General features: G+C 46.2%; 16 protein-coding genes and 1 other RNA gene. 12 read left to right on the top strand and 5 right to left on the bottom strand.

Going from position 1 to position 17,167, the window contains the following annotated elements:
• Positions 1 to 880, top strand: an 880-nt coding sequence (locus tag GX419_01505) for an aconitate hydratase (GenBank protein ID NLI23367.1), incomplete at its 5' end; no start/stop codon positions are given.
• Here the strand turns inward: GX419_01505 and GX419_01510 are convergent.
• Positions 877 to 2,883: a potassium transporter KefB gene (locus GX419_01510; protein NLI23368.1), complete on the bottom strand. Its 2,007-nt coding sequence runs from the start codon at positions 2,881 to 2,883 to the stop codon at positions 877 to 879. The two genes, GX419_01505 and GX419_01510, sit on opposite strands and share 4 nt — an antisense overlap.
• An 88-nt stretch (positions 2,884 to 2,971) precedes the next feature.
• On the opposite strand from GX419_01510, the gene GX419_01515 reads away from it, so the two are divergent.
• The 5 genes from GX419_01515 (at position 2,972) to GX419_01535 (ending at position 6,261) form a co-directional block, all read left to right on the top strand.
• Positions 2,972 to 3,289 carry a DUF2752 domain-containing protein gene (locus GX419_01515; protein NLI23369.1) on the top strand — a complete coding sequence of 106 codons (318 nt, stop codon included), beginning with the start codon at positions 2,972 to 2,974 and terminating at the stop codon, positions 3,287 to 3,289.
• A gap of 25 nt (positions 3,290 to 3,314) precedes the next feature.
• On the top strand, positions 3,315 to 3,665 hold the full coding sequence (locus tag GX419_01520; GenBank protein ID NLI23370.1) for a DUF4190 domain-containing protein: 351 nt from the start codon (positions 3,315 to 3,317) through the stop codon (positions 3,663 to 3,665).
• Between the two features lie 166 nt (positions 3,666 to 3,831).
• The gene (locus tag GX419_01525; protein NLI23371.1) at positions 3,832 to 4,893 is read left to right on the top strand and encodes an acyl-CoA reductase; all 1,062 of its coding nucleotides are present in this window, start codon (positions 3,832 to 3,834) and stop codon (positions 4,891 to 4,893) included.
• Complete coding sequence (gene miaA, locus GX419_01530; GenBank protein ID NLI23372.1) at positions 4,890 to 5,807, top strand: tRNA (adenosine(37)-N6)-dimethylallyltransferase MiaA; 918 nt, start codon at positions 4,890 to 4,892, stop codon at positions 5,805 to 5,807. The genes GX419_01525 and miaA overlap by 4 nt, the downstream gene beginning before the upstream one ends.
• A 1-nt stretch (position 5,808) precedes the next feature.
• On the top strand, positions 5,809 to 6,261 hold the full coding sequence (locus GX419_01535; GenBank protein ID NLI23373.1) for an NUDIX domain-containing protein: 453 nt from the start codon (positions 5,809 to 5,811) through the stop codon (positions 6,259 to 6,261).
• On the opposite strand, the gene GX419_01540 is transcribed toward GX419_01535, so the two are convergent.
• The 4 genes from GX419_01540 to GX419_01555 all read right to left on the bottom strand — a co-directional run bounded on the left by GX419_01540 (position 6,242) and on the right by GX419_01555 (position 10,296).
• The gene (locus tag GX419_01540; protein NLI23374.1) at positions 6,242 to 7,531 is read right to left on the bottom strand and encodes a glycosyltransferase; all 1,290 of its coding nucleotides are present in this window, start codon (positions 7,529 to 7,531) and stop codon (positions 6,242 to 6,244) included. The two genes, GX419_01535 and GX419_01540, sit on opposite strands and share 20 nt — an antisense overlap.
• A 136-nt stretch (positions 7,532 to 7,667) precedes the next feature.
• Positions 7,668 to 8,717: an NAD-dependent epimerase/dehydratase family protein gene (locus GX419_01545; GenBank protein ID NLI23375.1), complete on the bottom strand. Its 1,050-nt coding sequence runs from the start codon at positions 8,715 to 8,717 to the stop codon at positions 7,668 to 7,670.
• Positions 8,718 to 8,754: 37 nt separating this feature from the next.
• A complete protein-coding gene (locus GX419_01550) occupies positions 8,755 to 9,702 on the bottom strand; it encodes a glycosyltransferase family 2 protein (GenBank protein NLI23376.1) in 948 nt (315 codons plus the stop codon).
• Between the two features lie 15 nt (positions 9,703 to 9,717).
• The gene (locus tag GX419_01555) at positions 9,718 to 10,296 is read right to left on the bottom strand and encodes a DUF4199 domain-containing protein (protein ID NLI23377.1); all 579 of its coding nucleotides are present in this window, start codon (positions 10,294 to 10,296) and stop codon (positions 9,718 to 9,720) included.
• A gap of 91 nt (positions 10,297 to 10,387) precedes the next feature.
• Here GX419_01555 and ffs point away from each other — a divergent pair.
• The 6 genes from ffs (at position 10,388) to GX419_01585 (ending at position 16,645) form a co-directional block, all read left to right on the top strand.
• An RNA gene (gene ffs, locus GX419_01560) (signal recognition particle sRNA small type) lies at positions 10,388 to 10,487 on the top strand.
• 225 nt (positions 10,488 to 10,712) lie between these two features.
• Positions 10,713 to 12,542, top strand: coding sequence for a dihydroxy-acid dehydratase (gene ilvD / locus GX419_01565; protein ID NLI23378.1), 1,830 nt, complete (start codon positions 10,713 to 10,715; stop codon positions 12,540 to 12,542).
• Between the two features lie 21 nt (positions 12,543 to 12,563).
• A complete protein-coding gene (gene ilvB / locus GX419_01570) occupies positions 12,564 to 14,309 on the top strand; it encodes a biosynthetic-type acetolactate synthase large subunit (protein NLI23379.1) in 1,746 nt (581 codons plus the stop codon).
• 4 nt (positions 14,310 to 14,313) lie between these two features.
• Positions 14,314 to 14,856 (top strand): acetolactate synthase small subunit, encoded by a 543-nt coding sequence (ilvN, locus tag GX419_01575; GenBank protein NLI23380.1) that lies wholly within the window; start codon positions 14,314 to 14,316, stop codon positions 14,854 to 14,856.
• A gap of 14 nt (positions 14,857 to 14,870) precedes the next feature.
• Entirely contained in the window at positions 14,871 to 15,917 is a 1,047-nt protein-coding gene (ilvC, locus tag GX419_01580) for a ketol-acid reductoisomerase (protein ID NLI23381.1), read from the top strand.
• A gap of 68 nt (positions 15,918 to 15,985) precedes the next feature.
• Complete coding sequence (locus GX419_01585; protein ID NLI23382.1) at positions 15,986 to 16,645, top strand: rhomboid family intramembrane serine protease; 660 nt, start codon at positions 15,986 to 15,988, stop codon at positions 16,643 to 16,645.
• Positions 16,646 to 17,167: the final 522 nt, after the last annotated feature.

Raw genomic sequence — 17,167 nt, forward strand, 5'->3', positions numbered from 1 at the left:
CGTAGCCTCCCCGGAAATTGTCACAGCCCTTACCATAGCTGGTGATCTGACCTTCAATCCGCTGACGGATGCTGTAAAAACCCCGGATGGAAAAGAATTTCGTTTCAGGGAACCGGAGGGGACTGAACTGCCTGAAAAAGGATTTTCGGTAGAAGACAATGGTTATGTTGCCCCCGCAGAAGACGGATCCAGGATAGTAATTCATGTCCGGCCTGATTCAGAAAGGCTTCAGTTGCTGGAACCATTTCCTGCCTGGGACGGAAACGATCTTACTGATTTGCGTTTACTGATAAAGGTAAAGGGAAAATGTACAACAGACCATATTTCCCCTGCCGGCCCATGGTTACGGTACCGTGGGCATCTCGACCGTATTTCCGATAACCTTCTGACGGGGGCGGTTAATGCTTTCAATGATAAAATCAATCTGGTCAAAAATCAGCTTACAGGCCGGTACGGCACCGTGCCTGAAGCCGCCCGCGCATATAAGGCACAAGGCATAGGAAGCATAGTAATTGGCGACGAAAATTACGGAGAAGGATCTTCGCGTGAACACGCCGCCATGGAACCACGGTACATGAATGTTAAAGCAATCATTGTCAAATCATTCGCCCGGATTCATGAAACGAACCTGAAAAAACAGGGGGTGCTGGCGCTGACTTTTATTGCACCCGACGATTATGACAGAATCAGGGAAGATGATCTGATCAGCGTCACCGGACTCAAAGAATTTGCTCCCGGAAAACCCCTTCACGTGCTCGTGAAGCATAGCGATGGATCTGCGGAAGAATTTGACGTACAACACAGCTATAACCAGAACCAGATTGCCTGGTTTAAAGCCGGAGCAGCATTAAATGTACTGGCCGGAAAACAGGATTCCTAATTTCCTTCTTCAGAATCATCCAGTGCCTTCATCCTGAAGAAACGCCCAACCTTGGTAACGTTCTCCGGGGTTCCTGTCACAATCACCCTGTCGTCTGGAATCATTACCATATCTGCATCCGGGTTTGTGAAATATTCACCTTCGCGGACAATAGCGAGCACCGTCACGCCCCATTCCTGCCGCAATGCTGCATCCCGCAATGATAAACCCACAGCTCTGGCATTCTCCTGTACCGCATAGGTAGCTATTTCCATTTCCGGAATGAGGGTTTGGGTATCACCGATCAGGTTCCGCCTGCGGCTTTCAGCCAGAAAGACTTCATAACCTCTGGCCCTGAGGGTATTTTCAATTCTCTCAATTTCATCGCGCGAAATATGAAACCGTGCAAGAACACTGGAAAAAATTCTCACCGAGGTTTCAATTTCTTCTGGAATTACCTCGTCGGCTCCTGCATTGTAAAGATCTTCCATATTTTCGGTGTACCGGGTGCGAACAATGATATACGCTCCCGGATTCAGGGAACGAACCGATTCCAGAATACGGAATGTGGTAACCAGATCGGCAACAGAAATGGCCACTACCAATGCCTTGTCAGCATGAACCTGGCGCAGCAGGGCCTCATGGGTTGCGTCGCCGAAAACAATATTTTCCTTTTTCTTTTTTCCCTGCCTGACATTGTCGGGATCAACATCAACAGCCACATAAGGAATTCCGGCTACACGGGCGGCGCGGGCAATATTTTTTCCGTTCCGGCCATATCCAATAATCAGCAGATGATGCGACAACCCTTCCTTCGCTGAATGGTTCCATTGCATCCGCCCCGTAACCCAGGGGTATTTCGCCCCTTTGCTCTGAATCCAACCGGCAATCCGCTTCGAAGAAGCAATAAAAAAAGGAGTAACAGACATAGTGATAACAGCAACCGCGATAAATAACTGGTAATGAAATCCATCCAACAATTTCTCTGTAAACCCTATGCGGGCCAGAACAAAGGAAAACTCACCAACCTGCGAAAGGAACAGACCTGTAAGAATACCGGAAAGCAGGGAATACCCGGTTAAAAAAACGGCCAGTGTGGTGAAAAATGTCTTCCCGCCAATAATTGCCAATGTCAGCAATCCGATCAGAAACAGATGCTCCTTTGCAAATGCAGGGTCAAACAACATGCCGACCGATACGAAAAAAAAGCTGAGAAAAATATCGCGGAAGGGCAGAACATCACCAAACGCATGGTGATGATAATCGGACTCAGAGATAACAAGACCGGCAAAAAAAGCACCCAGGGCAAGAGATATTCCAAGTCCTGAGGTCATCCATGCCACGGCAAAAGCCAGAAAGAGAATGGTCAGAAGGAAAAGATCCCTTCTTTTAAGCAGAGCTACTGTATGCAGTAACCAGGGAACTATCCATTTTGTGAGGATTATAAGAATCGCCGTTATGATAGCAAGCCGAATCAGAAAACCTGTTACATCAAACATGATTACTTTTCCATTTCCGGAAAGCAATGGTATAAGGAGCATCATGGGGATCACGGCCATATCCTGAAAAATCAAAATTCCCATGGAAGTCCTTCCATGGGTTTGATTCAATTCAGCCTGCTCCTGAAGCATCTTCAGAACAATGGCTGTGCTGCTGAGGGCTGTGAGAAAACCACCAAAAATCGCTTTCCCCGGACTCCAGTCAAACACCATCAGAATTCCAGCAGTTGCCATCAAGGTTAGCACAAGTTGCAATGTGCCTCCCAGAAATACAATTCTTCGCGTACGGAACAGATTTTTTAAAGAAATTTCAATACCTATGGTAAAAAGAAGGAAAATTACTCCTACTTCGGCAAAGCGCTCAATGCTTTCGATGTTTTTTACCAGACCCAGCCCGTGGGGTCCTGCCACGATACCGGAGGCAAGAAAGGCCAAAGCCGACGGAACCCGAACCCTGCGCAGAAGAAGAATGACCACCAGGGAAAGGGCAAAAATTACCACCATATCCTGCAGGAGATCGTGCATCGCGTATTCCGTTTTTGCGCTTTCAACCGGCTTAAAGTTCGTAAACTTTGCCGACAATTAGGGATTTTTTTTTTATTACATTTGAACCATGTCAATTATTCTGACAGCAAACCTGGCAGACTGGCTCAGCCAGCATAGTCTTGCCTGCCCCTACATGAAATTTTTCGGTATTCCCTGCCCGGGATGCGGCATACAGCGTGCTTTTACAGAGCTCTTAAGAGGCCATCTATGGGAGAGCCTCCGGTTATATCCGGCATTGATCCCCCTTCTTTTTCTTCTTACATTTCTGATTCTGCACCTTATCTTCAAGTTCCGTAACGGAGCTGCCGTAATCAAATATTCCTTTATCGGTACAGCAGGCATTGTAATTTTTCATTACATTTATCTCCTGATAACTGTTCTGTAAATTAACCCACCCTAAAACTTTCGTTATGGAAAATCAGAATCAGCCACTTGTTTTACAGCCGGTACCCAATTCAACAGCAGTTCTTGTACTCGGAATTTTGTCCATTGTTGGGTGTTTCTGCTACGGTCTTGTCGGACTTATTCTGGGTATCATTGCCCTGGTATTGGCGTCCAGAGGAAAATCAGCCTATCTGGCAAATCCCTCACAGTTTAGTGAATATTCGCTTAAAAACCTGAATGCGGGCAAAGTCTGTGCCATCATCGGAACAAGCCTTTCAGGTCTGTACATTATTTTTGTGATCATTTATTTGTCCATCATCGGTTTCGCTTTCGGAACCCTTTTTTCCAAGATGCCCTGGGAAGTGTTTTCCCATTAAAAGCGGAATCTGGATATTACGTGTGCTTCACCTGTCATTAAGGCATTCACATCTGCCCGGTCCACTGGTTTTGCCTCAGCCTTCCCGCATCCGGTTTCGGTCAGAAAAATACATGGCATTCGGGAAAGGGATTGAAATATCCTAAATTTGCCAAAAAGGAAAACACATGCTTCTGCAAGAAAGACTGAATGCTTTCGTTCAACTGGGTAATTTTCTTCGTGCCTTTATAACAGCAGGAAAGAGCGATGACAGAGAATCAGACGCCCTTCTGCACCATGCCATTGAGGAAGCAGGAATTATCAATCCCTGGTTTACGGAAAAAAATATACGGATGGCTCTATCATCAATTGGCCGGCAGCTTGAAGAGCAGAATCTACATCGATGGACTGCTTCGTATCCGTTCCCTGATCACAACGGTCAAAAACCGGCCACGGTGGGGGTTGTAACCGCCGGGAACATACCGCTGGTAGGATTTCACGATTTTTTATGCGTGTTGGTCAGCGGCCACAGGTTCCTCGGCAAACTTTCATCGCGCGATGACAAACTGCTCAAAACTCTGGCCAGTATCCTCCTTTCAATAGAACCACGTTTTACCGGGAATATCGTCTTCACCGATGAATTCCTGCGGGGTTACCACGCGGTAATTGCCACCGGAAACAATAACAGCGCCAGGTACTTTGAATATTACTTCCGGGATGTGCCCCACATAATACGAAAAAACCGTAACGGAATTGCCGTTCTTACCGGGAATGAAACCGGGGAAGCTCTTGAACGGCTTGCCCATGATGTTTTTTCCTATTTCGGACTCGGATGCCGCAGCGTATCCAAACTCTATGTGCCTGAAGGATATGACTTTTCAGCCTTTTTCGAAGCCTGCCAGGGATGGAGTGAAATAATTTACCACCATCACTATGCCAATAATTATGAATACAACAAAGCGGTCTTCCTTGTAAATAAAATTCCTCATCTTGACAATGGTTTTCTGCTGGTGAAGGAAGATTCGGCTCTGGCATCGCCAGTAGCAGTTTTGTACTATGAATTCTACAAAGACCCGGTCCGCCTGCACGAAAAACTCAGCGGTATAACAGAACAGATACAGTGCATAGTGAGCGACACATGGGATAAATCGCCCTCTGTACCATTCGGAAAAGCCCAGGACCCTGAACTCTGGGATTATGCCGATGGAATCGATACATTGCAGTTTCTTCTTCAGCTGAAAGGGGCATGAAAAAAACCGACAAGCCTTTGCTGGTTGTCGTGGCCGGTCCTACCGCTTCCGGTAAGACTTCATTGTGCATCCGGCTGGCGCATCATTTTTCCACTGAGATCATTTCAGCCGATTCACGACAAATTTACAAGGAACTGTGCATTGGTGTAGCCCGCCCTACCCGGGAGCAGTTGAGTGAAGTTCAGCATCATTTTATTGGAACCGTTTCAATCCATGATTATTACAACGCAAGCATATTTGAAACTGAAGCTCTTCAACTTCTTTCCAGGCTGTTTAAAACCTATCCTCTGGTAATTATGACGGGTGGTTCAGGGCTTTATATTGATGCCATCTGCACGGGAATTGACGATTTGCCTTCAATCAGGGAAGAAATCAGAAACGAATTGCTGGAGGAATACAGAGAGAAAGGGAAGACACATCTGCAGGAAGAACTCAGAAAAGTGGATCCCGTTTTCTTTTCCAATGCTGATATACACAATCCGAAACGGTTACTCAAAGCACTGGAAGTATTTCGTCAAACAGGAAGGCCCTATTCAAGCTTTCTTACCGGGACCGCCAAAAAGCGCCCATTCCGCATTTTGAAGATTGCCCTGGATGTGGCACGCGAAGAATTGTACCGCCGCATCAATGACCGGACCGATGCCATGATGCTGCAGGGTCTGGAAGAAGAAGCCCGTGGTCTCTATCCATTCAGGAATCTGAATGCCCTCAACACCGTCGGCTATAAAGAACTGTTCGGATACTTTGACGGCACATACGATAAAGACGAAGCCATCCGGCTGATTAAACGCAATACACGACGCTATGCACGCAGACAACTTACCTGGTTCAGAAACGACAGGGAATACCACTGGTTTTCCCCTTCAGAGCCTCATGCAATCATACAGTTGATTGAAGACCAATTGAATAATTGATATGGAAAAGAATCCTTTCATCATCAGGGTTTATGCTCTGATCATCAATCAGCAGAATGAAATTCTGCTCAGTGATGAATTTCAGATGGGAATGCGGATGACAAAGTTTCCCGGTGGGGGTTTACAGTATGGAGAAGGAACAGTTGAATGCCTCCACAGGGAAGCTCTGGAAGAATTCGGACAGGATATAGAAATTACCGGACATTTTTATACAACCGATTTTTTTCAGGAAGCTTTTTTTTACCCACACCATCAGCTGATAAGCATTTATTATCTGGCACGATTCCCTGAGCCACCGCGGTTCCGGATCAGCACCATTCCATTTGATTTTGCGGAAGAGAAAGAAGGAAATCAATCGTTTCGCTGGATCAGAATAGAGAATCTTGATCCGGCAATGATAACGCTTCCGGTTGACAAAAAAGCAGCAGAATTGCTCAGGCAGAAGTACCGTTAGTTCCCAGCACAGCCCGTGCATAATTATCCCAGCTCATTTTACGGGATGTTTCGGCAACGTTTTCGCGGGGGATGGGTTTTTCTATTGCCTTGCGCATGGCACTGGCCATGGATTCAATATCATTGGGTGCCGCAAGATATCCATTGTATCCATCCTTAACCGTGTCGGGGAAATGCCCTACGCAGGTAGCCAGAATAGGCATTCTGAAATTGTAGGCAATGGATTCAACTCCCGAAGGAGTAGCAGTCTCATAAAAAAGCAGAATGGCATCACTAACCTGGAAATACTTGTGCACATCCTCATTTGGGATGAACTCGTTGACAATGGTAACCCGGTCCTGTAATCCGAGTTTTGCCACAAGTTCAAGAGGCCGGTAATTCCGTTCATCGCTTTCCTTGTTCAGGAACATGGATTTGAGAGCTCCGAAAATTACCCTTTTGAGGCGGGTAGTGAACCTGCGTGCATCCAATGTTTCCCAGAATGATTCTCCGGCAATCAGCAGGCTGACATCGTCCCTTTCACTGGCCAGAATATGGAATGCGCGTATGGCATTGTGCAATCCTTTGTACTTTCTGATGAATCCGAAGAAGAGAAAAACGTATTTTCTCAGATTCATCTGCCTTTTGGCTGCCTCCACATCAAAATTCGGGTCGGGTTTGAACATATCATAAACAGGATGGAAGAGGCGAATTACCTTTCGGTTTCCTTTGGTAACCTCCTGGGAACGGTTATCAACCAGGGCAAAGGTACGGGATGGGAAAAAAGCTGCCAGCTCGCGGGCTGTTTTTATGGAATGAACAATATATGTATGGGCATGTTTAATCCCGATGCGCGTAAACCACCGGTCTAACCTGCTTCCTTCCTTCTGCTGTACAAAATGAAGATCAAAAATCACCTCGGCTTTTGTGTTCCGGCAAAGCCACCGTGCAATTCGTCCCATGGGAAGTCCCTGAATGGCAATAGCCCATTGGAAAATGACAAGATGCGGATTCAGTTTCTTAATAAACCGATAGGTACGGTACCAGCTTAACGGTCTGTTGTAATTGGTAAGGTAATGTACAGAAATGTTGGTTCCTTCCAGCAAAGCTTCTGTTCTGCTTTTCCGGTCAAGAAAATCACGCGGAATGATAGCCGGATACTGGCTTGTCCACGAAACGATATGTACTTCCGCTTCGCCGGTACGGGCCAATGCTTTGGCAAGTGACGTATTGTAGTTGGCAATACCCCCCTTAAACATAGGACCCGGTCCAAAACAGACAATCCTTTTCATTCAGCAGTCTGAAAAAAATTTCGGCAAATATAAACCATTTTGCAACAGTACCTTCACAAAAGCTTTTCAGTTAATAAAAAAAATAATCCTGATTCATGGAAGAACGAATCAGGAATTTTGAACAATCCTTAACCTTTTATTCCTCTGAAATTCTTCTGCAGGCAGCTTCATAAACCCGGCGCATGCCTTCTTCGAGGGATATTTTTGGTTTCCAGCCGAAGCGCTTTTCCATCAGTGACATATCGGCATAGCGGGAATAAACTCCCATTGGTTTATCAGTAAGCGCCTTTATAACCGGTGAATACCCCGCGAACCGGCAGAAAAGCTGAATCAGTTCGATAAATGATGTGAGCTTGCCTGATCCGATATTATAGGCTGACCCATCCCCTACATTGTCCATCAGAAGCTGGATACAGTCAATCACATCATCGATGTGGACAAAATCCCTTCCCTGTTTACCGGTCCCCCATACCTCAAAAGGATCTTCCTTTCGTGCAGCACGTGCAGCAATGGCTGGCACAGGGTAGGTCAGGTCCTGGTCTTCGCCGTACCCCGAAAAAGGTCTGATGCAGACCACCTTTACACCATAATGCCTGGCTGCAATGCGCGCCAGAAATTCACCCGTAAGTTTCGACCAGCCATAAGTCATATCGGGCGTACCCAGGTTTTTTTCAAAATCAATATCTGATTCCTTAAGGGCAACGGCACCCTGCGAAGTCTGCAGGTTCACCGGATAAGCCGCACTGGAGCTCGGATACAACACCCTGGCCGGCTTATGGGTACAGACCCAATGGAAAAATTCCGCATCAATGGAAAGATCAAGGGCCACCATCATCGGATCCCCTTCAATTTTTGCCCTCCCTCCTACAATCGCTGCAAAATGATAGACATCGTGAAAAGTATGAAAATCAGGTATCCAGTTTTTTGCAATAAAATCAGGCTCATGGCGAAACCTGAAAAGAAAATCACGAAAATCTTCCTTCAGAAAATAAACCCTTTCGTCCGGGCCGATTATTTCAGCTTCTCCCAGCTTGCGCACAGTATAGGAAGGAAACCAACGCGCGGGGTGCATTCCGGTGGATAAATCGTCAACAATAAAAATCGTATCGCTGGTAGTTTTCAAAAGTCGCTTGACCACATTCCGACCCACAAAACCACAACCTCCGGAAACAAGATGATACTTCATAATGTTACGTTCTTAAAATACAACAGGCAAACCATGATCAGATAACTTTATCAATCAGGTAAACATTTCGCTCTGGAGAAGTGCGAGAAACCAATTCTCCAAGAAAACCGGCCACAAAGAGCTGGGTTCCCAGAATCATGGCAGTAAGGGCAATATAAAAGTAAGGGCTGTCGGTAACCAGCGGGGCACCCAACCCCCTTTTCAGCATGCTGAGTTTATGAATACCCAGACCGGCCGCCAGAACAAAACCAACAATAAACATGAGCGTACCCAGTGTGCCAAACAAATGCATGGGCCGTTTTCCGAATTTTGAAATAAAGGTTATCGACAGAAGATCAAGGTACCCGTTAATAAAACGCTCCAGTCCGAACTTGGATGTTCCGTATTTACGTTTCCTGTGCTGCACCACCTTCTCCCCTATTTTGGCAAATCCGGCTTTCCGTACAATAACAGGGATATATCGGTGCATTTCTCCATAAACCTCTATGCTTTTTACTACCTTATTCTTATATGCCTTAAGCCCGCAGTTAAAATCATGCAGGTGAATCCCCGTCATAACCCGGGCAGTAAAATTGTAAAGCTTACTTGGTATAGTCTTGGAGATGGGATCATATCGCTTCTTTTTCCAGCCCGACACCATATCATAATCCTCTTCCCTGATCATTCTGACCAGCTCAGGAATTTCGTCGGGACTGTCCTGAAGATCGGCATCCATAGTAATTACTACTTCGCCCGCTGCCAGCTCAAATCCTTTGTGAAGAGCTGCCGATTTCCCGTAGTTACGGCGAAATTTGATTGCACGGATATGGGAATCTTCTTTGGCAAGCCGTTCAATTACCTGCCATGAATGATCGGTACTTCCGTCATCCACAAGTATTGCCTCATATTCCAGCGAATGATCCTGACAAACCTTCCTGATCCAGGCAACAAGTTCGGGAAGTGATTCCTCTTCATTGTAAAGTGGTATAACTATCGAAACATCCATGACGCTCACTTGCTCTTACTTCTGTTCTTCCGGAGATACCTCCTGCATTACGTCAGCAAAGGTGTCGCCTTCTTTTTTAAGAAAGGCAGCTGCGACCAGAGCAACCACTGCATTGATGAGACCTATGCCCAGAAGAGCAAAAAACTGGCCAATGAGCACAACCCACAATTTTGACGACATCTGTTTCTGCTGTTCGATCATGGCCTCAATCTGCTCTTCAGTAAATCTGCCCTTTTTTAGCATCTGTTCAGCAGAATACTGGAATGCCTTATCGCGTATTCCCGGATCGATCAGATAAGTTAATATATTATTGAAAATTAATGAAACAGCCATTGCAAAAAGGCCGATCAAAAAAGCACTGAGAAAAGCTTTTCCGTAACTCATGGAACCATGCATCACCGCGTCACGCAAATGTTTGGTACCAATGACCATAAACACAATGACAATCAACGCACCTACAACATTATTAAGTAAAATAGGCTTATAAAACATTAAATCAAAAAAATAAAGGAAAAGGGAATAGACGATAAGTACCATCCCCGCAACTATTCCGTAATTGAGAGAATTTTTCCCCAGGGAAACTGATGGATTCATAGCATGCTGTTTTTAAGGGTTTTCCGGATAATAATGGACAAAGATAGAAGAATGTTTGTAATTGTTTATTGTTTCGTTGTATCTTTGCACAGGGTAAGTCTTATACGACCAGCTCCTGCCGAACCCCCCCAGGTCCGGAAGGAAGCAAGGGTAGGCGGTTGTAGCGGTGCGATATAAGGAGCTTACCCTTTTTTTATTGTCCTTTTTTAAAAAAATTTTGATTTTTAAAAGAAATAGTTACATTTGCTGTTGTAAAACATAAATGTAAAACATATGGTACGTTTCCTTCTCCTCGGTGTAGTAGTAGTCATCCGCGAATCACTGGCGTGAGAAAGGGATTTACCTTAAAATTATAAAGGGGCCTTCTCACGCAAAAAGAGAAGGCCTTCTGATTTTATAAACTTAATGTATTGAGTATGAAATATCCGCTGCGCAGTTACACAACCACCAAGGGGCGTCAGATGGCAGGTGCAAGGAGCCTCTGGAGAGCAAACGGAATGCGCGAAGACCAGTTTGGCAAACCGGTGATTGCCATTGTAAATTCATTTGCGCAATTTGTTCCTGGTCATGTTCATCTGCATGATGTCGGTCAGATGATCAAGTCAATCATTGATTCAGAAGGAGCCTTCGGAGCCGAGTTCAATACAATAGCCATTGACGATGGTATTGCCATGGGGCATGGAGGTATGCTGTACAGTCTGCCTTCGCGGGATCTCATTGCCGACAGCGTGGAATACATGTGCAATGCCCATCAGGTAGATGCCATGATTTGCATATCGAACTGCGATAAAATTACCCCGGGCATGCTGATGGCAGCCATGCGGCTTAATATTCCCACTGTTTTTGTTTCGGGTGGCCCGATGGAAGCGGGTGAAACAGGAGGAAAAAAATATGACCTGGTTGATGCAATTGTAATGGGCGCAGATCCTTCTGTACCTGACAACCTGCTCGATGCCGTGGAAAAACAGGCCTGCCCCACCTGCGGGTCCTGTTCAGGAATGTTCACTGCCAACTCGATGAACTGTCTGAATGAGGCTCTTGGTATGGCGTTGCCGGGAAACGGGACGGTGGTAGCTACCCACCAGAACCGGAAGAAAATGATGGAAAAGGCTGCACGAACCATAGTGAAAATAACAAAGAAATACTATGAAGAGGGGGATGACAGCGTCCTTCCGCGTTCCATAGCCACGCGCGCAGCTTTTATGAACGCCATGGCCCTGGATATAGCCATGGGAGGTTCAACCAACACCGTTCTGCACATTCTTGCCATAGCAAAGGAAGCTGAAGTGGACTTCAGTATGAAAGACATTGACGAGCTTTCGCGGAAAATACCCGTACTTTGCAAAGTTGCTCCCAGTTCGCATTATCATGTGGAAGATGTAAACCGTGCCGGAGGCATCCTGGGTATTCTCGGTGAACTTGATCGTGCAGGGCTGATTGATACCACCGTGCGGAGAATTGACTTCCCGTCGCTGACCGATGCACTTGCAGCATACGACATACGCCGGCCAACCGTTACGGAAGAAGCCAGAAACCTTTATCTGAGTGCACCCGGTGGCGGACGGAATCTCTTCCTTGGCTCACAGAACAAATATTACCCGGAACACGACCTTGACCGTATATCCGGCTGCATACGTGATCTTGAACATGCCTATTTCAGGGACGGAGGACTTGCCGTATTGTATGGAAACCTGGCCGAAAAGGGATCTATTGTGAAAACAGCAGGAGTGGATCCCTCTGTATTTAAGTTTACCGGCCCGGCAAAAGTTTTTGAATCGCAGGAAGATGCCTGTGAAGGAATTCTCGGCGACAGGGTCAAACCGGGAGATGTGGTTGTAATAAGGTATGAAGGCCCAAAAGGTGGGCCCGGTATGCAGGAAATGCTATATCCTACCTCCTACATTAAAGCTAAAAAGCTCGGGACAAGCTGTGCACTGATTACTGACGGCCGTTTTTCCGGAGGTACTTCCGGCCTCAGTATAGGGCATATTTCGCCTGAAGCAGCAGCAGGAGGAACCATAGGTCTCGTAAATGACGGAGATCTGATCTCGATTGATATTTCTTCCCGCTCCATCCAGTTGCTGGTAGATGCAGATGAACTGAATCGCAGAAGGCAGGAAATGGAAGCCAGAGGCAAACAGGCCTGGAAACCGGCACAGAGGAACCGGCCGGTTTCTGCCGCCCTCCGGGCCTATGCCTCCATGGTGGCATCGGCAGATACCGGTGCCATCCGCATCGTTGAATAAAAACCTGTTAAACAATCATACATGGAACCTAAGACCAAACAAATGGGAAAATCGGAAAAACAAACCACCCCGACAATTACAGGGGCTGAAGCCGTTGTTAAGTGCCTGCTGGAAGAAGGTGTCAGAGACATTTTTGGGTACCCTGGAGGTTCGATCATGCCTGTATATGATGCTCTTTATGACTACCACGATAAACTGAATCATATACTGGTGCGGCACGAGCAGGGAGCTATTCATGCCGCACAGGCATATGCACGTGTTACAGGAAAGGCAGGCGTGTGTATAGTAACCTCAGGGCCCGGTTCTACCAATCTGACAACAGGTCTTGCCGATGCCATGATGGATTCAACTCCTGTGGTGTGCATTTCAGGTCAGGTAGCCGCTGGCCTTCTTGGTACAGATGCGTTTCAGGAAACAGACATTATAGGTATTTCTATGCCGGTTACCAAGTGGAATACTCAGGTAACCAAAGCCGAAGACATACCGGCCGCCATTGCAAAGGCTTTTTATATTGCCCGATCCGGCAGACCTGGCCCGGTACTGGTAGATATTACCAAAAATGCCCAGTTCGGGAAACTGGAGTTCAGCTATAAACCTTGTACCTTTATACGAAGCTACCGACCCCATATTGAACCGGATATTTCTGCCATTAATCAGGCGGCTGAACTCATCAACAATGCAAAAAAACCCTACGTGCTGTTTGGACAGGGTGTGATTCTGGCCAACGCCGAAGAAGAATTTAAAAGGTTTATTGAAAAAGGCGATATTCCTGCAGCCTGGACACTTCTGGGACTTTCTGCTCTGCCCACAAATCATCCGCTGAATGTTGGCATGCTGGGTATGCACGGAAATTACGGACCCAACATTCTTACCAACGAATGCGATGTACTGATTGCCGTGGGTATGCGCTTCGACGACCGTGTTACAGGAGATGTTACGCGCTTTGCACGCCAGGCTAAAGTTATCCATATGGAAATTGACCCGGCCGAAATCAACAAAAATGTTAAGGCTGAAGTGGCAATTCCCGGCAGTGTAAAAGATACTCTTCCATTGCTGACTGAACGTATCAAACCGGCCAATCATTCCGAATGGATACACCAGTTCAGGGAATTATATAAAATTGAATACGAAAAGGTTATCAGTAAGGTGCTTCATCCTGAAAGCAAAGGAATTACCATGCCGGAAGTAATTCACCTGCTGGCAGAAAAAACAGAAGGAGACGCTATTCTTGTAACCGATGTAGGACAGCACCAGATGATGGGGGCACGGTATTTCCGCTTTAACAAAACCCGCAGTCTGGTAACCTCCGGAGGACTTGGTACCATGGGGTTTGGCCTTCCGGCCGGTCTGGGAGCCAAAATCGGATGCCCCGACCGGACTGTTATAACCATCGTCGGTGATGGCGGTTTTCAGATGACGATGCAGGAAATGGGAACCATCTTTCAAACCGGGGCAGCAGTTAAAATTGTCATTATGAATAATAACTTCCTTGGCATGGTAAGGCAATGGCAGGAACTGTTCTTTGATAAACGTTATGCTTCAACGGAACTGATTAATCCTGATTTTATAAAGCTTTCGGAAGGTTTCAGGATTCCTGCCACCAGGGTTAGTGAACGCAGTAATCTTTCGGAAGCCATTGATGCCATGCTGGCGCATCCGGGACCATACCTGCTTGAAGTAATGGTCGAAAAAGAAGGAAATGTTTTTCCTATGGTACCGGCAGGTGCCGCTGTTTCTGAAATTATGCTCGAACCGAAAAAATCATAAAAAAATGATTCAGGAATTTACTATTACCGCCTTTTCAGAGAACCAGATCGGGCTCCTGAACAGAATTACCAACCTGTTTACCCGCAGGCACCTTAATATTGAAAGCCTTACAGTAGGTGAATCGGCCATAAAAGGGGTGCACAAGTTTACCATTGTTGTGCGCACAACCCGTGAACAGGTAGAAAAGATAACCAAACAGATTGAGAAACTGGTTGAAGTACTGAAGGCATTCTACCTTGCTGAAGATGAAGTGATTCACCAGGAAATAGCATTGTACAAAGTTCGTACTGAAAGCCTTACACAAAGCAACCGGTTTGAGGCTATCATGAGAGAACATAACGCCCGCATACTGGAACTGACGCCCAGGTACACCGTCATTGAAAAAACCGGTCATAAAGAAGATACGCAGAAACTTTTTCATGAACTGGATCAATTTGGAGTACTTCAGTTTACCCGAAGCGGCAGGATTGCAGTAACCCGTTCCAATTACGAATACCTGACCGCATATCTGAAAGAAATTGAAAAACTCAACGAGCAAAATTCCTAATAAATTAAAGTAATATGGCAAAAATCAATTTTGGCGGAGTTATTGAAGAAGTAGTAACCCGCGAAGAGTTTCCACTGGAAAAAGCACGCGAAGTGCTTAAAAATGAAACCATTGCAGTTATCGGCTACGGCGTTCAGGGTCCGGCTCAGTCACTTAATATGAAGGACAATGGTTTCAGGGTCATTGTTGGCCAGGCTCCTGAAATGAAAGGAGACTGGGAAAAAGCTCTGAAGGACGGTTGGGTACCGGGCGAAACCCTTTTCCCCATTGAAGAAGCTGCCTCCCGGGGTACGATTATACAGTACCTTGTTTCTGATGCAGCCCAGCGCCTCCTTTGGCCATCCCTACAGAAATACCTTACAAAAGGAAAAGCCCTTTATTTCTCACATGGTTTTTCCATTACCTATAAAGAACAGACCGGAGTTCTACCGCCTCCTGACATTGATGTTATTCTGGTAGCTCCCAAGGGTTCGGGGACCAGTGTACGCAGGAATTTTCTGGCCGGATCGGGCATCAATTCAAGCTTTGCTGTATATCAGGATTATACGGGCAGGGCGCTCGAACGGACGCTGGCCCTGGGTATTGCTATCGGCTCAGGATATCTTTTCCCCACAACGTTTGAAAAGGAAGTTTATTCCGATCTTACCGGTGAACGCGGAGTTCTTATGGGCGCACTGGCCGGCATCATGGAAGCACAGTACCAGGTTCTCAGAAAAAATGGTCACAGCCCAAGTGAAGCCTTTAATGAAACCGTTGAAGAACTCACGCAAAGTCTCATTCGCCTGGTTGATGAAAACGGAATGGACTGGATGTACGCAAACTGCAGTGTAACAGCCCAGCGGGGTGCTCTTGACTGGAGGCACAGATTCCGTGAAGCCGTTTTACCGGTTTTTGAGCAGCTTTATGAAAGCGTTAAAAACGGAACGGAAACCCGTATAGTACTTGAAAAAACCAGTGGACCTGACTACCGCGACAAGCTGAATGCCGAACTGAAAGAAATGCGGGAATCGGAACTCTGGCAGGCAGGAGCTCAGGTGAGAAAACTTCGGCCCAAGGTTTGATACCAAAAATTTCGTAAATTGAGGCGATCAGTATTCAACGATGCTGGTCGCCTTTTATTTTCAAACGGATGAGCGATCAACGTAAATTCATCCATAGCCTGCTTGTCGGGTTTCTGCTGTGCGCATTGGTTGTGAGCATGTATATTATTTCTTCAGCTTCCGATTTCCCCTTCGTGCAACTCGGGATTCATCCCCGTCATATAGACGGTTTGCTCGGAATACTGACCTCGCCGCTGGTTCATGCCAATATCAATCATTTGATTGATAACACAATACCATTGTTTCTCCTGACGCTGGCCACATTTTATTTTTACCACGATGTGGCATTTCCTGTTTTGCTGACAGGCTGGTTTCTTACCGGTTTCTGGGTATGGATAGGAGCACGGCCGGATGCATGGCACGTGGGGGCCAGCGGAATCATATATTGCCTTGCTTCTTTTTTGTTTTTCAGCGGAATGATAAGAAAACATCCACCTCTGCTGGCTATTTCCCTTCTGGTAACTTTTTTGTACGGTGGAATGGTCTGGGGCATTTTACCGGTGCAAACCGACATTTCCTGGGAATCACACCTTTACGGGGCAATGGCAGGCCTCCTGCTGGCATTTATCTATCGAGGGCAAAATCCGCACCAGGAAGAAGAAGGGGAAGAAGAAGAAGAAGAAGAAGAATTTGAAGGCGAAGACGGAGAAGCAGGAGAAGAAAAAGCAGAGGAAGATGATATGGAATAAGCGTTTCACAATTTCCCGGTTCCTGTTCCGGGTTTGCCTGCGATACAGGGCTTTGAGGAGTACAGATAGGAGTGGCAGGGTTCCAGGGTTCCAGGGTTCCAGGGTTCCAGAGTTCCAGGGTTCCAGAGTTCCAGATTTTCAGAGATTTCCGATTTCCGATTTCCCATTAATGAGGATTTCCGATTTCCGATTTCCCATTTCCTATTAATAAGAATTTCCGATTTATAGAGTGCTCATTTACAGGAAATTGGAAATTGGAAATAGGAAATTTTCAGTGATTTTTGATTTCCCACTAATTAGGTTCCAGGGTTCCAATGTTCCAGAGTTCCAATGTTTCAAAGTTCCAGCATAGAGCGTTGAGCGTATAGCGTAAAGACAATTGCAAATGACGAACGGTAAAAAACAGGAACGTCATTCCCACAGAACCGGGGTTACGGAATAATCTTTCCCATACGTAACCAGGTATAATGAGTGCTTGGAATACCCGGCACAGTTTGAACTCCGGTAAAAACGAAAGTCGCC

This window comes from Bacteroidales bacterium (assembly GCA_012517825.1).
Lineage (GTDB): Bacteria > Bacteroidota > Bacteroidia > Bacteroidales > JAAYUG01 > JAAYUG01.